The following is a 20345-nucleotide window of genomic DNA, read 5'->3' on the forward strand; positions in this document are numbered from 1 at the left end:
ATTATGAGTACAATTGAAAAATTAAGAAAAGACAAAATGTTAGCTATGAAGAACAAGGATAAAGTTAAATCGGGAGTTATTTCTTTGATTATGAGCAACATTTTATTGGAACAAAAAGAAAAGAAAAGAGATTTGACAGACGAAGAACAATTAGCTTTTGTTAAAAAAGAATTGAAGCAAACAATGGATACATTGGAACAAACTCCACAAGATAGAGTTGAAGCGATTGAAGAAACAAAACAAAAAATAGAAATTATTAAATCATATCTTCCAGAACAGTTATCTGAAGATAAATTAAAAGAAATCATAGAAAAATTCATGGAAGAAAACTCACTTGAAAAATCAAATAAGTCGAGAGGACAAATAATGAAATACGTCATGGGAGAATACGGAAAATTCACTGACGGTAAGACTGTTAATAAAGTAGTTGAAGAGATTATAGGTGCGTAGTGGATAAGAATACTGTATTAAATTATTTTAAAGATTTCTCTAAAATAAATAGATGCTCAAAGCATGAAGAAAAAATTTCAGATTATTTGGAAAACTTTGCTCATAACAACAATTTAGAGTGCAAAAGGGATAAATTCAACAATATCTACATTAAAAGAGAATCAGACAAAAGTTTGGAAGACAAACCAGGAATAATTCTACAAGCACACATGGATATGGTTTGTGTTTCTGATGAAGATTATGATTTTAACGATGGAATCAAAATCATGGAAAAAGATGGCTTCATGTTTGCTGACAAGACAAGTCTTGGGGCAGACAATGGAATTGGACTTGCAATAGCCATGGCTACTTTGACATCCAATTACAAACTTCCTCAAATAGAAGCTGTGGTGACTACAAGTGAAGAAGTCGATATGAGTGGTGCGATGAATTTCGATTTTGATTTGTCTGGAAAATATTTCATTAACATAGATTCAGAAGATGAAAATGAATTGATTGTAGGTAGCAGTGGTGGGGAAAATGTCAATGTTGAAATAAACAAAAACTACGGTTCAGAAAGCTTATCCAATTTTTACAAAATTTCTGTAAAAGGACTTAAAGGCGGACACTCTGGAATGGAAATTGATAAGAACCACAAAAATGCAATCAAGGTTGTGTTTGAATTCTTGGAATCATTAGATGATTATTATATCTGTGATTTCAAAGCTGGATCAAAGGACAATGCTATTCCTACAAATGCAGAAATAATCGTATCTACAGATGAATCCATGGACTCACTTAACAAAAAATCAGAAGAATTTATATCTAAGGTTGATTTGGAAGATTTTGATAAGGATTTGAGGCTTTTAATTGAAGATGTTAGTCGACAAAAATGCTTAGATAAAAATACAACAGAAAATTTATCTAATTTAATTGGAGAATTAAACTCTGGTGTGATTTCTTACATTGAAGGACTTGATGAAACAGTCGAAACATCTTGTAACTTGGCGATTGTAAATTCTTTGGACGATAAATTCGAAATCATATTATCTACGCGATCTTCAAATCATGACAAATTAGTAGCGCTACGAGAAGATATAGTTTCAAAAGCGAACAAACACAACGCAACTGCCTTCGATTACAATTATTATCCTACTTGGGAATTCAATGAAAAATCAGAGTTGATGAAAGTTGCAAAGAAAGCTTTCTCAAAAGTAAACGACAAAGAAGTAGATGTTAAAGTAATCCACGCTGGACTTGAATGTGGAGTGTTTGCAGAAAAATATAAAAAAATTGACTGCATTTCAATTGGACCTACAATGTACGATGTACACACAACAAAAGAAAGATTAGATATTGAATCTTTAGAGAGATTTATTAAATTCTACAATGAAATTTTGAATATGTTGACTAATTAGTTACGCTGTATTATAATAGTATTACAGAGATACAATTAGGAGGTCGTATGAAAAATAATAAAAAGTTTGCAATTATTTTAGCCATAATTGCTTTAGCCTGTGTTGGAGGATTGGTCTTTAAATTAGTTAAAGCTAATAAGAAAAACGAAACTAAGCATAGCTTGTATACAGTATCCGCAGGAAGTGATTTGGTGTTTAGTGCAATATCAAAAACGGGCGATGTACAACAAGTTTACAACAATCAAGCTTATGGTGAAGTTGAAAAAGTTCATGTGAAAACTGGTCAAGCTGTTAAAAAAGGAGATTTATTGATTACTTTTGTAAACAAAGAAGTTGAAAAACAAATTGATCAAATGGAAATGCAAATAGAGCAAGCCAAAAGCCAAGCAAATTATGCATTAGAAGATAGAAATAACGCATACAAATCCTACAATAAATTGGTAGAAAAATACAACGAAACTTTTTCTCCAGAACTAGAAATGCAAATTGATCAAATGGAACCTACACTCAATCAATCAAATAGAGCTTACAAACAAGCATTTGATCAAGTAGAGTTGCAAAAGAAACAGCTTAATGATTTAAAAGAAAGTTCAAGAAAAACAATCAAGGCTACAATTGCTGGGACTTGCAAAGTTAATGACAAAAATATCGATAATCCGATGAGTCAAGGAGCATTGGTTGAAGTTACTAGCGATGAAAATATTATTGAAGGAAATATTTCTGAATACGACTACAATAAATTAAAAGAAAATGATGAGGTTGAAGTAATTCCTATTAATGGGGATGAAAAAACAAAAGGAACTGTAGTAGAGATTTCTAATACTCCAGAAAGTCAAGCTGGATCATTTGAAGCTAATCAAATGCAAAACATGGCAGAACAATCTGGAAGTAATTCTTCAAATTTTGTATTTAAAATAAAAACACAAAAACCTATACACATTGGATTCAACGTTCAAGTAAGAAAAAAATCAGATAAGATTGAACTTGCAAAAGACATGGTAAAAGAAGAAGATTCTAAATACTATGTGTTTGAATACAAGGATTCAAAAGCTGTGAAAAAAGAAGTTCAACTAGAAAAAAATACTAATTCTTATACTGTGATTTCTGGATTGAAATCTGGTGACAAAATTATTTCTAAAGTAAAAGATTTGAAAGATAATCAAGAAATAAAGGTTGAAGATTAGTTATGATAGATTTAATTAAAATCAATAAGTTTTACAATTCAGGTGAAAACAAACTTCACGTTCTAAAAAATGTTAGCTTGAACATTAATAGTGGTGATTTTGTCGCAATAATGGGTGAGTCAGGTTCTGGAAAGTCTACGTTGATAAATATCCTTGGTTTTTTGGATAAAAAATTTACAGGAATATATAAGTTTGAAAATGTTGAGGTAGGCAAATTTACAGATAATAAATTGTCCGATCTTCGCAATAAATCCGTGGGATTTATCTTCCAACAATTTCAACTTATCCAAAATTACACCATAGCTGAAAATGTAGAACTACCTTTATTGTATCAAGGTAAATCCTATAAATACGCAAGAGAAAAAGCATTGGAGGCTTTGGATTTGGTAGGAATTAAAAATCAAGCAGACAAAAGACCGAAACAGCTTTCAGGTGGACAACAACAAAGAGCAGCTATAGCACGTGCCATCGTTCACAATCCTAAATTTATAATAGCAGATGAGCCAACAGGTGCGCTTGATTCAGAAACCAGCAAGGAAATAATGGCGCTTTTTAATGAATTGAATCAAAAACTCAAAATCACGATAATAATGGTTACTCACGATAAAAATATTACACATAATTGCAACCGAAAATATTTTATGTTAGATGGTGTTTTAAAAGAGAGGGATAGTTATGAAGTTTAATATTTTATTAAATACTGCCTTCAAAGATATCATCAAAAACAAAAAGCGATCTTTACTGACTATGCTTGGAATTATTATAGGGATTGCAGCAGTAATAACTATTATCGCAATTGGTAGAGGTTTCCAAGATTACGTTGTTGATAGTTTAATGGGTGGAGAAGGAAAGGAACTTAGCGTTGCGTTTTATTTCCAGCCTGAAAATCCAACAAATTCAGTGGGAAGCAATACATCCGTCTTCACAGAGAAAAATATTCGAGATATTTCACAGATTACAGATGTTCTAAAAGTTGAATCTGATCCAGAAAAATTTCAAAATGATATGGTAAATGTTTCTATGCAAAAAAATGACGGGAAAATTGAAAGTGCATTTGCCAAACCTGTCGAAGAAACTGAAAGTAAAATAGTAAAGGGAAGAGCTATTACTAAACTGGATGGAGATACAAACCAGAAAGTCGCCGTTATAACTCAAAAATTAGCTGATGAAATATTTGAAGATGAAGATCCGCTCGACAAAACAGTTATTGTGAAAAATGATTATTATGTTATCGTTGGAATAAAAGAAAATAATGCTGCAACAAATTTGTTTAGTTTTGGAAATGATGTAGATATACCAAAAGGGACATTGGAATCTCGTAAACCTAAAAATAATAATTCAATATCGATGATTAATGTTATTCTGAAAAATGGTACAAAAGTTCAAGACAAAGCAAAAGAAATCCAAGAATATCTTGAAAAAAATGGTCCAATGAAAGCTGCGGGATCATATAACTTCGTTGATATTGCGCAACAAATTGAAGGTATTAGTAATGTGTTAGGTTCGGTCACTATATTTATATCTTTAATAGCTGCTATTTCTCTTCTAATTGCAGGAATTGGGATGATGAATATGATGTACATTTCAGTAGCTGAAAGAATCAAAGAAATAGGAATTAGAAGAGCAATTGGAGCAAAGAAAAAAGAAATTTTGTATCAATTTATGTTAGAAGGGATTATTGTAACTGTTATTGGTGGATTAATTGGATACATTATTGGAATGATAGCTGCATTTATTGCATCGAAATTCTTGCCATTTCCAATCAAACTAGAACTGATGCCGGTTTTGATATCTTTAGGAATATCTTTAGGCATAGGAATTGTGTTCACTTATTCTCCGGCAAATACAGCGGCAAACAAAAATGTAATAGATATTATTTAAGATTAGAAAATGAGTTTATTAATCAATAAGCTCATTTTTTATTTGATTTTTAGCATAAAATCCTATATATTTTTAGTGGGTGATTAAATGATATTAATGATAGATAATTACGATTCATTCACATATAACATTGTTTCTTATTTGAGAATTTTGAAAGAAGAAGTTATTGTGAAAAAGAATGATGAGATAAATTTGGAAGAAATCAAACAATTAAATCCGGAAATTATTGTGATTTCTCCAGGGCCTAAAACTCCAAAAGAATCCAAAATTTCTCTTGAAGTATTTGAAAAATTAAAAGGGGAATATCCAATTCTTGGAATTTGTTTGGGACATCAAGCATTGGCTTACTCAATGGGGCTTAACATTATAAAAGGGCCACGTCCAATGCATGGGAAAATGACTGAGATTAAACATGACGACAAAGGAATATTTACTGATATTCCAAATCCTGTAAAGGTTATGCGTTACCATTCGTTAATCGTTGATGATAGCAAATTTGAAAATGGAATGTATGAAGATATGGTTATAACATCAAAGACTTCTGATGGAATAATTATGGGATTTAGAGATTCTAAAAACAAGATAGAAACTGTTCAATTTCATCCTGAAAGTGTGGGAACTGATTTTGGCTTGAAAATGATTGAGAACTTCTTAAAGGAGGTAAGAAATGATTTATTCTAAAAAAATAAAATCAGATGTAACCGTTCTAGATATTTTATATAACATCAAAGACAAGAGTTTACCTTTTTTATTAGATAGTGCAAAGGGAAGTTACAATCAAGGTAACAAATCATATATCGGTTTTGATCCGGAAATTGTTTTAAAATCAAAGGATAACAACGTTGAAATCAGTGGTCTTGTAAACAAAAAAGTATGTGATAATCCGCTTAATCAACTCAAAATATTGATGGATGATTATTTTGAAGAAGATGAAAATCAATTTATTGGTGGAGCAGTTGGACTTTTATCTTATGATTTTACAAGTTCTAATTGTAATGTAGTTTTAAATTCTGAAAAAAACACCGAAGTATACGATGCTTATTTTGGAATTTACTTTAAAATAATAGAGTTTGACAATAATACGCAAGAATACACGATTTATTACTTGGATGATAAAGATATTAGAGATATTGAAGCTGCATTTGTAAAACCAGATTATGTAGATAAGGAATATGAAACATCTGAACTTATAAAAACTGTAACAAAAGAAGAATATGCGAAAAGTTTTGATGACATAAAAACTATGATTGAAAATGGTGATGTGTACGAAGTTAACTTAACACAGCAATTCATTGTAGATACGACTAAAGATAAGTTCGATATTTATAAGAAACTTCGCGAAGTTAACAAGGCAGATTTTATGGCTTATATGGACTTTGGGGAATACTGCGTATTATCTTCATCTCCAGAGAGGTTTTTTGATTGTCAAAATGGATTTGTTCAAGCTAGACCTATTAAGGGAACCATTCGAAGATCTGATGATAAAGATGAAGATGAAAAATTAAAAAAAGAATTACTAAATAGTGACAAAGATATTTCAGAATTATTGATGATAGTGGACTTGATGAGAAATGATTTGGGAATGAGTTGTGATGCTGAAACTATAAAAGCTATTAGCAATTATTCGTTGGAAACTTATGAAAATGTTCATCATTTAGTAGCTACAATTGTTGGTAAATTGAGAGAAGATGAAGATGTGTTTAGCTTAATCAAAAATATTTTTCCAGGAGGATCAATCACGGGTGCTCCAAAACTTGCATCAATTGAAGCTATTGATAACGTTGAAAAATACAACAGAAATATTTACACAGGATCTATTGGCTACATTTCATTTAATCAAAATTGCGATTTCAATATTTTAATCAGAACGATTTTAAAAATAAAAGATCGCTGTTATTTTTCAGGTGGTGGTGCTATAACTTGGGATTCTGAAATGAATAGCGAATATGATGAAACAATTCAAAAATCAAAAAAAGTGTATGAGGCTTTGATATGAACGATGGAATAAAATACGGTAAAGGACTTTTTGAAACGATAAAAGTTAAAGATTCTAAGCCAATTTATTTGGAAAATCATATTGAAAGACTTGAAAATTCAATGAATTTTCTGGGAATAAATACGGATGAATTAAGAGACAACATCTACGAAAAAATACAAAATATTGATTTGAATGTAGATTGTTTGAGGATAATGGTGTTGGATAATAATGGCGATTATGATTTATACATTAACACTAGAAACACAGATTATTCCGATTTAAAGTACACACTAGGATTGAAATTAAAAGTTCTCAATCAGTTAAGAGACAAAAACAATCCTCTTGTTTATCACAAAACCAATAATTACTTACTGAATGATTATTTGCACAAAGAGTTACTGAAAGAAGGGTTTGATGAGGGGGCTTTTCTAAATCAAGACGGAAATGTAACAGAAGGAACGTACACAAATTTGTTTTTTATTCAGGAAAACACAATCATCACGCCACCTGTAACTGATGGTATGTTACCAGGAATTTTTCGCAAAAAACTTATAGAATTTTTGGAGACAAATGGTTATAATATACTTGAAAAGTCAATTAAGCTAAACAATTTGCAAGATATGGATTGTTGTTTTGTAACGAATTCTTTAATGGAAATGAGATTTGTTAAACAAATTGATGAGATAATGTTTTCAAAAAACAATCTGTTTTGCGAAATATCGGAAAAACTTATGAAAGAAAATTAATTTACAATTTTAAAATGACGTATTTTTGAAATCGGAGGAGTTTATGGATCAAGACTACAAAACCTACATGAAGTTGGAAAATCAACTTTGTTTTCCACTTTATGCTGCTTCTAGAATGATAACAAGTACTTACACACAATTTTTGAAACCTTTAGGGTTGACATACACTCAGTACATTGTGTTATTAGTTCTATGGGAAAAAGATGGAATTACTGTAGGAAAGTTGTGTGAAAAGTTATATTTAGATAACGGTACTATCACGCCTGTTATCAAAAAGATGCAATCACAAGGTTATCTTGAAAGAGTACGTAGCTCAAAAGACGATCGAATTGTAATAATTTATCTAACAGATGAAGGGAAAAAATTACAAGAAAAAGTAAAAGATATTCCAAAATTAATGAATGGTTGCTTGGAATTACCTGATGAGAAAAAAGCTCAATTATATGATTTACTACAAGATTTTTTGAATAATAACAAGACAAAATAAAGACTAAAAAACGATCCAATATTGATATTGACATTAATATTAGATCGTTTTTTTTAATTAACTCTAGATAATAATAATTTTACGATTTCGCTGTTATCATCTAGTTTTATAGCTGGTATAGTTCCAACTTCTTCATTAGTTGTGCCATCTTCATTAAGACCTTGTCCAAGAGGGGACTCCACGATTAATCCTGTGTTAGGAAGTGACTTGTAAGTGTGAACGATATTTAATCCATTTCCTGAAGTTGTTTCTCCGACAGTAGTTGCAAACTTAGTTCTGTTGGCTATTTGACACACGAAATCAGCACTGTTTCTGGTATTTTTGTTTTGCAATATATACACATCGCATTTTTGGTCTTCTGATTTTTTTATTGCTAGTTTAAAATTAGTAATGTATTTTATACTTTTTTGATTATCGTTTATTTTGATGTTCGCCACATTTTCTGTAGTTTTAAAGCTGATATCATTTCTATCTAGAATATTTTTTGATATAATAGGTTGAGTTTTATTTGCGACATTAAACTCAAATTTAATGTCTGATTTTAGTAGAGGTTTGATTATCACATTAATCGCATAATCTAAATTATCGGAATCATTATCTCTCAAATCTATTATGATTTTATTTTTCTTTTTATTAGTTTTCAAGATACTGCTGAAAATTTGGGCGTCCTGTTGAATATTTACTGAATCAAAGTCTGATACTTTTACATATAATGCATCTTTGTAATTGTCAATAGAATACGCTCTGAAAGTTTTTTCAGGAATTTCTTCAGTCAAATTAGAATATCTCTTCATTGATAAATTATTTAATATTTGATTGTGATTATCTAGTTGTAGAATTTCATTAAAAGTGTGTTTATCTGCTATTCTAACATTTGAATCGTAGAGATTTTTCAAAATATTATTGTACAAATCAACTACTTCTTGTGTCGACATTTTGTCTTTCTTCTTGCCTGATTCCAATTTTATTTTAGATTTAAAGTTAGGTTTTAAAGATAAAAAGTCGATATCTTTGTATTTTTTTGTTTGTGGTAAATTCATATATGAACTTTCAATTTGATTACATAACTCATCAAAATCTCTGAGTATGTATTTTTTGGGAATCATTTGACTGTACTCAGCTGGTCTAGAATTTATGTATTTGTAACCGAAAAAGCCAAAGATAAGTAATAAAACCAATAAAAATATTTTATTCGCAATTTTATTTCTTTTTCTTTGTTTATTCGCTCTATTATGTGATGTTTTCATTTCTCACCTCTTTTTAATCAGTATAATATAAAAAAAAGAAAGGGTCAATTGAATAAAATAGTAGAAATTGGGTATATAAATATAGAAAGAGAAAAAGAGGTTAGTTATGAATAATGTTTTACTGATAAATAGAATAATTCCAACAATTGATGACGATAGAATTTGCAACATTACTTTTGTAATTGCAGACATGCATTTACAAGAAGTTCACGACAAAATAATTAAGGTTATTGACTCATCAGAATATTTGGATTTAAATAACACCGAAATAAATTACAATGGATTTACTACCAAACAAAAAGCAAAATTGATTCCTGAAATCATGAAGCTATTGGTAGAAAATAATCTTAAAGTTTACGGTGTTTATGATTTGTATTCTTAAATTTTAAGTAAAATGATTAACTAACAGTCACATAAATTAAATTATAAGGAGTATGATAAAATGAACAGAGAAGAATTATTAAAAAAAATTGACGAACAATTAGTTTTTGAATTACAATCAGGCTATGAATACAAACAAATGGCTTCTGAATTCAATGATATGGATTGGGATGGATTTGAACACTTTATGGAAATGCAAGCCCATGAAGAATATGAACATGCTGAATACTTCAGAAAATGGTTACAACAAGTTGGACATAAGATTGAATACAAAACAATCGAAGCTCCAAAAGCTGACTACGACAAAGATGTATTAAGTATTTTTAAAGCTGCTTTAGAACACGAAAAAGAAGTTACAAGAAGAATCAGAGAATTATTTGATGCAGCTCACGAAATTAATTTTTATGAAGTTTACACTCTTCTACAAAAATTCATCGACGAACAAATCGAAGAAGAAGATACTTTTGGAACTATCATAGCAAAACTTGAAAGAACTGAAAACAGTAATGCAGGTCTTGCAATATTAGATAAAGAATTAGGACAAAGATAATAATTTAGATTAATCAAAGCGACTTTTTGAAGTCGCTTTTTTAGTGCAAATAAATTAAAGTTTTGTTATAATATGTGTTATATTTCTTAAATATTTAGTGGAGGTGAATATGAAAATAATTAATTCTGATTTGGAAAAAATTGCTTTTTTGAAAGAACAATATCCGGATGAATCTCTACCAGAAATTGCTTTTTGTGGAAGAAGTAACGTTGGTAAATCATCTTTTATTAATTCTATTTTGGATAGAAAAAATCTAGCTAGGACTTCTTCTAAACCAGGAAAAACGCGTACGGTAAATTTTTACAATGCAAATAATGAGTTTAGATTAGTAGATTTACCAGGGTATGGGTATGCGCAAACATCAAAATCTGAAAAGAAAAAATGGGCTCAAGTTATAGAAACTTATTTAAATAATAGAAGAAACTTGTACGAAGTGTTTTTGATTGTGGATATTAGACACAAACCAACCGTTCAAGACAAGGAAATGTATAATTGGATTATTCAAAGTGGATTTTGTGGATTTGTAATAGCTACAAAATTAGACAAAATCGGCAAAACAATGATCAAAAAGAATTTGAACATAATAAAAAAAGAACTCAACATAGATGATGATAACCTCATCTACGAATACAGTTCAACTTCCAAAACAAATAAAAAAGCTGTTATGGAACAGCTTGAAATGATTTTAAAATACGGTAGTGGAATTGAAGAATAAAAGTAAGTAAACCCCAAGTAATTGGGGTTTTGTTTTTAAATATTTTGTGTGTGACAATAATTTTATGTCATGTATGAATTATTATTGCCAATCATATAATTTTGTTGGATTATTCAACAACAGAGAAGTCGTCTTTTCCAGCGCCACAAATTGGGCAAACCCAATCTTCAGCTAAATCTTCGAAAGCTGTTTGTGGTTGAACACCTGCGTCTGGATCTCCTTCAGCTGGATCATAAATATATCCACATACGTCACATACATATTTTTTCATGTTTAATTTCCCCCTTTAAGATAATTACCTGTTATCAGGTACAAATTATATATACCCACTGTAAAAATTTCTAATCATTTTTCGGTTTTTATTTAAAATTTAAATATTTAATGACAAATTGTTAAATTTATTGAACATATGGGTATATACATATTGGGTGATAATATGTATATGTTTAAGAGGCAATTTGTCAGCGATAGGACAATTGCTACTAAAAATATTCATACTATGCTCAGACTATTAAGAAAAGTTGTACCAGATGAAGAACTACTTTATGATATACGATTAATAACTAATGAATTGATCTTTAATGGACTAGAACATGGTAACCAGTTTGATATAAATAAGAAAATAACTTTTAAAATAAAATTGAATGATGATTCGATAAAAATATGTGTACAGGACGAAGGTACAGGAATTGATTATTGTTCGAACAGTTATTTTAACAATGATATTTATGTCAGAGGTAGAGGATTATTTATAGTAAGTAAATTAGCTGACGAATTAAAAATTAAAGAAAATTGTGTTGAAGCAAAGCTATTAGTAAGACCTAATTAATTAGTGATCTAATAGCTTGTTTTATTGCAAAAAATTACTAAATGTGATTTTACACAAATTTTTCTTTTATTTTTTTCAATTTATGATATAATGAAGTGTCACAAATTAGAGGGAAGTGGAATTTTGAAAAGAGAAGATGTAAGAAACGTAGCAATTATTGCCCATGTTGACCATGGTAAGACAACTTTGGTAGATGGGTTATTAAAAACAAGTGGTATTTTTAGAGAAAATCAAGATGTACAAGATCGTGTAATGGATAGTAATGATATAGAACGTGAAAGAGGAATTACTATTCTTTCTAAAAACACTGCAATTGACTACAAAAATCATAAAATTAATATTATAGATACTCCGGGTCACGCTGATTTCGGAGGAGAAGTAGAACGTGTATTGAAAATGACAAGTGGAGTTGTGTTGGTAGTAGATGCTTTTGAAGGTCCTATGCCACAAACAAAATTTGTATTAAAAAAAGCTTTTGAATTAAATTTACCTACAATTATTTGTATCAATAAAATTGATAGAAAAGAAGCTAGGGTAGATGAAGTAGTAGATGAAATTTTGGATTTATTTATTCAATTAGATGCAGATGAATCTTATTTGGATTCTCCATTTGTATTTGCTTCTGCTAGGGAAGGATTTGCAACTGACGATTTGGAAGAAAGACCAGAAGATATGACTGCTTTATTGGACAAAATCATAGACTACATTCCGGCACCAGAAGGAGAAGAAGATGCACCGTTCAAGCTTTTGATTTCTACAACTGATTTTAGCGATTACGTTGGTAGAATTGGAATTGGTAAGATTGAACAAGGTAAAGTAAAAGTTAATGATAGCTGTGTTATAGTAAATTACAATAATCCAGATAAGAAAAAGAAGATTAAAGTAACTAAGATTTACGAATTCGATGGATTAAATAGAGTCGAAGTTAATGAATCTAAATTCGGTTCTATCGTAGCCTTAACTGGTGTAGAGGGAATAGAAATTGGAGACACATTAGCAAATGAAGAAGATTGTGAACCTATTGAGTTTGTAAGCATTTCAAGTCCTACGTTGGCGATGAATTTCTCAGTTAACAATTCTCCATTCGCTGGCAGAGATGGAAAGTTTGTAACAAGTAGACAAGTTCGTGCTAGATTGTACAAAGAATTAGAAACGGATGTAAGTCTAAAAGTTGAAGATACTGATTCTACAGATACTTTTAGAGTTAGTGGTAGAGGAGAACTTCACTTATCTGTTTTAATAGAAAATATGAGGCGTGAAGGATTTGAATTCCAAGTTTCAAAACCAGAAGTTTTATTCAAAAAAGACGAAAATGGAAAAGTTCTTGAACCAATTGAAATAGTTACAATTGATGTTGAAGAAGGATTTGTCGGTACTGTAATTGAGAAATTGGGAACAAGAAAAGGTGAGTTGCAAGATATTTCAAATACTTCTAGCGGATATACAAGGCTTACTTTTGAAATTCCTTCTAGAGGTCTTATTGGATATCGTCAAGAGTTTTTGAGCGATACAAAGGGTAATGGCGTTATCAACACAGAACTTAAAGGATATGAGCCTTATAAAGGTGAAATTCCAAAACGTCAATTAGGTTCATTGATTTCATTTGATACAGGAGTTGCTACAGCTTATGGATTAAATTCAGCACAAGACAGGGGAATTTTATTCGTGCAACCTCAAGATGAAGTATATGAAGGAATGGTTGTAGGGTCTAATGCAAAAGGATTAGACATTGAAGTAAATATATGTAAGAAAAAAGCGCAAACAAATATCAGATCTTCTGCAGCAGATGAAGCATTAAAACTATCTCCTCCAAAAATCATGAGTTTGGAAGAAATGATGGAATTTGTTGAAGAAGATGAATTAATTGAAATTACTCCTCATCATTTGAGATTGAGAAAGAAGATTTTGGATACTCAATTAAGATACAAATCAAAAAAATATAATAAATAATTTTAGCGGGAATTTATCAGTTGATAAGTTCCCTTTTTTTAATTTAAAATTTTTAAAATATAATTAACAATAAAATTGAATTGTCGAGAATAAACACTAACATTAATGGGTATATAATGTATATAAAAATATAAAGTATCATAATTTTTCTATTTAATTAGTATAGAGATATGTATTAGAAGTTTAATTAAAAAAAACATTTGCTTTAGTTAGAAAAAGCGTGTATACTTAAATTATCAAATGCATTATATTATATTTTATTGATGGGTAAAGGTTACCCAAAAAAATTTTAAGGAGTAAAACTATGGCGGAAATTAATATCAAGGATAACACATTAAATGAGTTTTTCGATGCAATTATGATGTTAAACGGAAAAGAGGAGTTACAACGTTTTTTTGAAGACGTTTGCACAATGAGAGAGTTACATTCAATTTCACAAAGATTAGAAGTAGCAAAATTACTCAAAATAAGAAAAACTTATAGCGAAATTGAAAAAGATACTGGCGCGTCTACTGCGACCATTAGTAGAGTTAATAGATCTTTACAAAACGGTGCTCAAGGTTATGAACTTGTACTAGATACTTTAATAGCAAGAAATTTGGAAGAAAAAAGAAAAAGAAAACAAAAATAACTTTTTATCCGCAAACTTTATTTTGCGGATATTTTACTATGATATAACATTTTGGGTATATAGTAAATAAGGGGTGATTTAATGAAAATTACATTTTTAGGAGCTGCACAAGAGGTAACAGGATCTTGTTATCTTGTGGAGACTGAAAAACACAAATTTATGGTTGACTGCGGATTGTTCCAAGGAAGTAAAGAGTTAGAACAAAAAAACCATGATGAAATAGACTTTAGTAAAGCGGAGTTTATGATTTTGACTCATGCTCATATTGATCATACAGGAAGAATTCCGTTTTTATATAAAAATGGCTATAGAAAACCAATCTACTGCACAAAAGCTACAAAAGATTTGGCAGAAATAATGCTAATGGATAGTGCCAAGATTCAAGAGAGTGATGTTGAATGGGAAAATAGAAAAAGACAAAGATCAGGAAAAAAACTTTTAAGTCCACTTTATACGACGATAGACGCAATGAGTTGTATTTCATTATTTCAAGGGCGTTACTATAATGAGGTAGTTAAAATAAATGAGGACATAAGTGTTATTTTCAGAGACGCAGGTCACATGCTTGGTTCGTCAAGTCTTGAAATATTTATCACTGAAAATGGGAAGACTACAAAAATTATTTTCTCAGGAGATATAGGGACTTCAAATAATCCTATTTTAAACAATCCATATGTTTTATCTGGTTGCGATTATTTAGTTATGGAATCCACTTATGGTAATAGAATTCACGAACCTTACAAAGAAAGTGTACATTCTTTAATTGAGATAATTGAAAAAGTGTCATCAAGAGGTGGAACTGTAATTATTCCTAGTTTTGCAGTTGGAAGAACTCAAGAAATCATTTATGAACTAAACAGTTATTACGATTATCAAATAAAAAATCATTATGAGAAGAAAGTCCCAGTATACGTAGATAGTCCGATGGCTCTCGAAGCGACAAAAGCATTTATGAAAAATACCGATTTATTTAATCAAAAAGCAAAGGATTATATTTCAAGTGGAGATAATGTATTCGAATTCGAAAACTTACATTACGTTAAAAATGTAGACGAATCGAAAATGCTTAATAGCGTAAAATTCCCTAGAGTAATTATTTCTTCTAGCGGAATGGCTACAGCTGGACGTGTTCGTCACCATTTGAAACACAACTTGTGGGATGAAAAAAACGCAGTTGTTTTTGTTGGATATCAAGCGCAAGGATCACTTGGAAGAATTTTATTAGATGGTATAGATGAAGTTAAACTTTTTGGCGAAACAATAAAAGTCAACGCTGAAATATATAATTTGGGCGGATTTTCAGGTCATGCCGATCAAAACAATCTTATGGATTTTGTAGACAATATGAAAGTAAAGCCTAAGAAAATCTTCATAACACATGGTGAAAATGAAGGAGCAGAAACTTTATCTAATTTGTTAAAAGAAAAGTATAATGTTGAGGCTGTTATCCCAAAAATTTATTCAACAGAAGAATTTGAAGCGGGAAATTACAATATAGAACAAGAAATATCTACAAACCGAGAAAATAATGATTTGTATGCCGAATTAGAAAAGATAAAGAAAAAAATCGATCGATTGTATGAAAATAAAGAATTATTCGACCATAACAATATGGATTCTGAAGAGTACAATCAACTTAACAATCAAATTTTAGATTTGAAGAATAAAATCATGACAATAAACATGATAACTGGAGAATAAGTCTGTATAAAAGGCTAATTAAATAGCTGGGAGAAAATATGGAAAAATATTTTTATCAGGGAAATAATGAAACGGATGTATATTTGTTTCATGAAGGAAACAATAATAATTTGTACAAATTTTTAGGATCTCATATTTACTCAGATGGATTTGGAACCTACACCAGATTTTTGGTGTGGGCTCCTAATGCTAAGCACGTAAATTTAGTTGGAGATTTCAATGATTGGGACGATTATTCACTTCCGCTTCAAAAATTACACGACGAACAAATCTGGGAGATTTGTATTAGAGATGTTAAAATCTTTGATTCATATAAGTACAGAATAGTAACACAAGATTCAGAAGTTTTATATAAAGCGGATCCATTTGCATTTCATAGCGAATTAAAACCTAAAACAGCAAGCAAGGTTTATGACATTGATGGCTATAAATGGAATGATAAAAAATGGCTCACAAAAAGAGAAAAAACTGATATATTTCACAGTCCTATGAGTATCTACGAAATAAATCTTTCTTCATGGAGAAAACATGATGATAATTACCTGTCCTACTTTCAATTAGCAGATGAACTTGTATCTTATCTCAAAGAAATGAATTACACACATGTTGAATTTATGCCCTTAATGGAACATCCATTTGATGGATCATGGGGATATCAACTCACGGGGTTTTTTGCGGCGACATCTAGATTTGGTTGTCCAAAAGATTTGATGTATTTGATTGACAAATTACACCAGAATGATATTGGAGTTATCATGGATTGGGTGCCGGCTCATTTTTGTAGAGATGATTTTGGACTTAGAAAATTTGACGGAAGTAATTTATTCGAAAAATCTGACCAATACTTAGCTGATAATGATCAATGGGGAACGTTGAACTTTGACTTTTCAAAAAAAGAAGTGGTAAATTTTCTTATATCTTCTGCATTATTTTGGCTCAAATACTATCATTTGGATGGAATAAGGGTTGATGCAGTTGCTTATATGATTTATTTGAACTTTGCTGGAAAAGATATCAAAAACGAAGATGGCGGCTATGAGAACAAGGAAGCTATCGAATTTATTAAAAAATTAAATCAAACAATCAAACAAGAATTTTCAAGTGCTTTTGTCATTGCAGAAGAATCAACTTCATGGCCAAATGTTACGAAACCTGTAGAAGAAAATGGACTTGGTTTTGATTTTAAGTGGAATATGGGTTGGATGAATGACATAATCAAATACATGAAGATGGATCCAATCTTCAGGAAAGACCATCATAATTTATTAACTTTTTCGATAATGTATGCCTTTAATGAAAATTACATTCTACCATTTAGTCACGACGAAGTAGTTCATATGAAAAACTCAATGATTGGTAAAATGCCTGGAACTTACGATGAAAAATTCGATCAAATAAGACTTTTGTATTCGTTTATGTTTGCTCATCCAGGTAAGAAACTTTTATTTATGGGTAATGATATAGGACAATTTGATGAATGGAATGAATACAAAGACATCACATGGGAAGTTTTGGAATACGAGAAACATCAACAATTAAAACATTTCATGAAAGATTTGAATAAATTTTATATAGATAATGATGAGTTTTATGATTTGGATACTAGCTATTCAGGTTTTCAATGGGAAGATGTGAACAATGCAAATGAATCTTTGATTATTTTCGAGAGAATAAATTCTAAAAACGAAAAAATTATTTGTATTTTTAATTTCACACCTGTAAAAAGAGAGAAATATCCTGTAGGTGTCGATTATTATGCGCTTTATTCAGTTGTACTTAACTCTTCAATGAAAAAATATGGTGGTAATTTGCTAAGGAATAAACCTTATTATTCCAAAAATAACGGACACAACGACAGAAAATTTTCTATCAAAGTTGATATAGAACCATTTTCTGCGATGTTTATAAAATTAAATAAACTTAGAAATATCAATAAGAAATAGGAGGACGTATGAAGGCGCGAAATAGAGTTGTCGCTATGCTCTTAGCGGGAGGACAAGGTTCAAGACTAAAAGCATTGACAAAAAATGTTGCAAAACCAGCAGTGTCATTTGGTGGGAAATATAAAATAATTGATTTTGCTTTGAGTAATGCTGCAAATTCAGATATAAGAGATGTAGGTATTTTAACACAATACAAACCATTCAAATTAAATTCACATTTAGGAAATGGATCCAGCTGGGACTTATCCAGAAATTCTGGCGGTTTAAGAATTTTATCTCCATTTGCCACAGAAAGTGGTGGTAATTGGTATGAAGGTACAGCCAATTCTATTTACGAAAATATGAATTACTTGGATGAATTAGATGCAGAATATGTTGTGATTTTATCTGGTGATCATATTTACAAAATGGATTACAATAAAATTTTAAAATATCACAAGGATAAGAATAGCGAACTTACAATTGCAGTAATGGAAGTAGATTGGAGTGAAGCTAGTAGATTCGGTATTATGAATACTGATGAAGACGGAAAAATTGTTGAATTTGAAGAAAAACCAAAAAATCCAAAAAGTAATTTGGCTTCTATGGGAATATATATTTTCAATTGGCATACTTTAAAAAATTATTTGATTGAAGACAATGAAGATAAGAATTCCAAACACGATTTTGGAATGAATATAATTCCTAATATTATAAATGATGGACTAAATGTTTTTGCTTGGAAATTTGATGGCTACTGGAAAGATGTGGGAACTGTAAGAAGTTATTGGCAGGCCAATTTGGATTTATTAAATCCTGATAATAGACTTGACTTGTACGATACTAATTGGAGAATTTACACAAAAAACAGAAATCTTCCTCCTCATTATGTTGATGAAGTTGCAGAGGTCAAAAAATCTTTAATTAATGAAAATTGTTTGATTTACGGAAATGTGAACAATTCCGTTTTATTTTCTTCGATAACTGTAGAAAAGAATGCAGAAGTTCATGATTCTGTTATTTTAAGCGATACCGTTATCAAAAAAGGGGCAAAACTTTACAATTGTGTAGTTGCAGAGTCTATGACTATTGAAGAAAATCAAGTAATTGGTGAAAAAAACTCCGACAAAATCTTCTTGGTTAGCGAAGATGGAATTGAAGAGTGTTAGGAGGAATTTATGCAAAATTGTATCGGAATTATATACGGCGGAAAAAGTAGACAAGATTTTGGTTATTTAACAGATTCTAGACCAGAATATATGCTTCCTTATGGAGCAAGATATAGAATTATAGATATTGCATTGAGTAACTTTGCAAACAATGAATTTTCAAATGTTGTTTTGTATGGTGGCAAAATTATGAGGTCTACTCTTGATCACTTGGGAAATGGTGAAAGTTACGAATTGAACAGAAGACGAAATGGACTTGTTATATTTCCTCCAACTTTTGAAAATGCAGGTAAGGAAATTGTAGCTTATAATGAAACTAAAGATTTTTATTTGAGATCTAAAGAAGATGAGTTGTACTTCTACGATCCAATGGTTATTTTTAGAGAAGATTTTTCGGTTTCTCATGATAGATTTATAAAAGAAGATTTGGACATATTATTGTTCTGCAAAAAGATGGATAATGCAACGGGATTATTCATCGGTGAGACTAGATTAAACTTGGATGATGAAGGCAATCTAATCAGCATAGGAACAAATCAAGGAGTCGATGATGAATTTAATTTGATGACTAACATTGGCTACATGAAAAAAGAAGTCTTTTTGAATTTGATTCACGATGCAGCTAAAAATTCTAATTCTAATGAATTAATTGATGTTATTATTTCTAATTTGGATAAATTAAAAATCGGTGTGTACATGATTGACGGATATGTTGAGGTAATCAGAAATTTGACTCAATTTTACGATGCGAATTTAAAATTATTGAATGCCGATATTTACAATAATGTATTTTTCAAAAATGGATTGTTGTTAACAAAATCAAAAGACGAGCCGTCAGCATTGTATGGTGATTCTGCTTATGTGAAAAATTCATTGATAGCAAACGGAGTCAAAATAGATGGTAAAGTAGAAAACTCAATTATTTTTAGAGGCGTAGAAATTCAAGAGGGTTCTGTTATCAAAAATTCCGTTATTTTCGAGAGAACTGTTATAGAAAAAAATGCAGTAGTTGTAAATACTATTACTGATAAAGGAGTTTTGATAAAAGAAAATGTAACTGCGGTTGGCAATCCAAATTATCCATACGAATTAAAAAAGAATGCAATACTAGAAGATAAATAGGGGAA

21 protein-coding genes are annotated in these 20345 nt (G+C 30.2%); 19 read left to right on the plus strand and 2 right to left on the minus strand.

Annotated elements, in window-relative coordinates:
- Nucleotides 1-3: 3 nt before the first annotated feature.
- From GKG01_RS05895 to GKG01_RS05935, 9 genes are all read left to right on the plus strand, one after another.
- Entirely contained in the window at nucleotides 4-450 is a 447-nt protein-coding gene (locus GKG01_RS05895; protein WP_094205937.1) for a GatB/YqeY domain-containing protein, read from the plus strand.
- Nucleotides 450-1847, plus strand: coding sequence for a beta-Ala-His dipeptidase (gene pepD, locus GKG01_RS05900; RefSeq protein WP_172975101.1), 1398 nt, complete (start codon nucleotides 450-452; stop codon nucleotides 1845-1847). The genes GKG01_RS05895 and pepD overlap by 1 nt, the downstream gene beginning before the upstream one ends.
- A 47-nt stretch (nucleotides 1848-1894) precedes the next feature.
- Nucleotides 1895-3031, plus strand: coding sequence for a biotin/lipoyl-binding protein (locus GKG01_RS05905; RefSeq protein WP_154271798.1), 1137 nt, complete (start codon nucleotides 1895-1897; stop codon nucleotides 3029-3031).
- Between the two features lie 2 nt (nucleotides 3032-3033).
- Nucleotides 3034-3717, plus strand: a complete 684-nt coding sequence (locus GKG01_RS05910) for an ABC transporter ATP-binding protein (protein WP_094207321.1) — start codon at nucleotides 3034-3036, stop codon at nucleotides 3715-3717.
- Nucleotides 3707-4912, plus strand: a complete 1206-nt coding sequence (locus tag GKG01_RS05915; protein WP_154271799.1) for an ABC transporter permease — start codon at nucleotides 3707-3709, stop codon at nucleotides 4910-4912. The genes GKG01_RS05910 and GKG01_RS05915 overlap by 11 nt, the downstream gene beginning before the upstream one ends.
- 87 nt (nucleotides 4913-4999) lie before the next feature.
- Nucleotides 5000-5593, plus strand: coding sequence for an aminodeoxychorismate/anthranilate synthase component II (locus tag GKG01_RS05920; RefSeq protein WP_154271800.1), 594 nt, complete (start codon nucleotides 5000-5002; stop codon nucleotides 5591-5593).
- Nucleotides 5580-6908, plus strand: coding sequence for an anthranilate synthase component I family protein (locus GKG01_RS05925; protein WP_154271801.1), 1329 nt, complete (start codon nucleotides 5580-5582; stop codon nucleotides 6906-6908). The genes GKG01_RS05920 and GKG01_RS05925 overlap by 14 nt, the downstream gene beginning before the upstream one ends.
- On the plus strand, nucleotides 6905-7636 hold the full coding sequence (locus GKG01_RS05930; protein ID WP_154271802.1) for an aminotransferase class IV: 732 nt from the start codon (nucleotides 6905-6907) through the stop codon (nucleotides 7634-7636). Before GKG01_RS05925 ends, GKG01_RS05930 begins: the two co-directional genes overlap by 4 nt.
- Nucleotides 7637-7679: 43 nt before the next feature.
- Entirely contained in the window at nucleotides 7680-8123 is a 444-nt protein-coding gene (locus tag GKG01_RS05935; protein WP_154271803.1) for a MarR family transcriptional regulator, read from the plus strand.
- 53 nt (nucleotides 8124-8176) lie between these two features.
- On the opposite strand, the gene GKG01_RS05940 is transcribed toward GKG01_RS05935, so the two are convergent.
- Nucleotides 8177-9370 (minus strand): S41 family peptidase, encoded by a 1194-nt coding sequence (locus GKG01_RS05940; RefSeq protein ID WP_154271804.1) that lies wholly within the window; start codon nucleotides 9368-9370, stop codon nucleotides 8177-8179.
- A gap of 106 nt (nucleotides 9371-9476) precedes the next feature.
- Between GKG01_RS05940 and GKG01_RS05945 the strand changes: the two genes are divergently transcribed.
- From GKG01_RS05945 to yihA, 3 genes are all read left to right on the plus strand, one after another.
- Nucleotides 9477-9752, plus strand: a complete 276-nt coding sequence (locus GKG01_RS05945) for a hypothetical protein (protein ID WP_154271805.1) — start codon at nucleotides 9477-9479, stop codon at nucleotides 9750-9752.
- Between the two features lie 60 nt (nucleotides 9753-9812).
- Nucleotides 9813-10301 (plus strand): ferritin, encoded by a 489-nt coding sequence (locus tag GKG01_RS05950; RefSeq protein ID WP_154271806.1) that lies wholly within the window; start codon nucleotides 9813-9815, stop codon nucleotides 10299-10301.
- Nucleotides 10302-10410: 109 nt separating this feature from the next.
- Nucleotides 10411-11016, plus strand: coding sequence for a ribosome biogenesis GTP-binding protein YihA/YsxC (gene yihA, locus GKG01_RS05955; RefSeq protein ID WP_094205921.1), 606 nt, complete (start codon nucleotides 10411-10413; stop codon nucleotides 11014-11016).
- A gap of 109 nt (nucleotides 11017-11125) precedes the next feature.
- Here the strand turns inward: yihA and rd are convergent, their stop codons facing one another.
- On the minus strand, nucleotides 11126-11287 hold the full coding sequence (gene rd, locus GKG01_RS05960) for a rubredoxin (protein ID WP_002836766.1): 162 nt from the start codon (nucleotides 11285-11287) through the stop codon (nucleotides 11126-11128).
- A 165-nt stretch (nucleotides 11288-11452) separates the two neighbouring features.
- Here rd and GKG01_RS05965 point away from each other — a divergent pair, with 165 nt between their 5' ends.
- The 7 genes from GKG01_RS05965 to glgD all read left to right on the plus strand — a co-directional run bounded on the left by GKG01_RS05965 (nucleotide 11453) and on the right by glgD (nucleotide 20340).
- A complete protein-coding gene (locus GKG01_RS05965) occupies nucleotides 11453-11845 on the plus strand; it encodes an ATP-binding protein (protein ID WP_002836765.1) in 393 nt (130 codons plus the stop codon).
- Between the two features lie 90 nt (nucleotides 11846-11935).
- Nucleotides 11936-13795 carry a translational GTPase TypA gene (gene typA / locus GKG01_RS05970; RefSeq protein ID WP_154271807.1) on the plus strand — a complete coding sequence of 620 codons (1860 nt, stop codon included), beginning with the start codon at nucleotides 11936-11938 and terminating at the stop codon, nucleotides 13793-13795.
- A gap of 304 nt (nucleotides 13796-14099) precedes the next feature.
- Nucleotides 14100-14426 (plus strand): YerC/YecD family TrpR-related protein, encoded by a 327-nt coding sequence (locus GKG01_RS05975; protein WP_094207313.1) that lies wholly within the window; start codon nucleotides 14100-14102, stop codon nucleotides 14424-14426.
- A gap of 81 nt (nucleotides 14427-14507) precedes the next feature.
- Nucleotides 14508-16127, plus strand: coding sequence for an MBL fold metallo-hydrolase (locus GKG01_RS05980; protein ID WP_154254560.1), 1620 nt, complete (start codon nucleotides 14508-14510; stop codon nucleotides 16125-16127).
- Nucleotides 16128-16165: 38 nt separating this feature from the next.
- A complete protein-coding gene (gene glgB / locus GKG01_RS05985; RefSeq protein ID WP_154271808.1) occupies nucleotides 16166-18070 on the plus strand; it encodes a 1,4-alpha-glucan branching protein GlgB in 1905 nt (634 codons plus the stop codon).
- Nucleotides 18071-18078: 8 nt separating this feature from the next.
- Nucleotides 18079-19218, plus strand: a complete 1140-nt coding sequence (locus GKG01_RS05990) for a glucose-1-phosphate adenylyltransferase (RefSeq protein ID WP_154271809.1) — start codon at nucleotides 18079-18081, stop codon at nucleotides 19216-19218.
- Between the two features lie 9 nt (nucleotides 19219-19227).
- On the plus strand, nucleotides 19228-20340 hold the full coding sequence (gene glgD, locus GKG01_RS05995; RefSeq protein WP_154271810.1) for a glucose-1-phosphate adenylyltransferase subunit GlgD: 1113 nt from the start codon (nucleotides 19228-19230) through the stop codon (nucleotides 20338-20340).
- Nucleotides 20341-20345 lie beyond the last annotated feature (5 nt).

The organism is Finegoldia sp. BIOML-A4, assembly GCF_009679635.1.
Lineage (GTDB): Bacteria > Bacillota > Clostridia > Tissierellales > Peptoniphilaceae > Finegoldia > Finegoldia magna.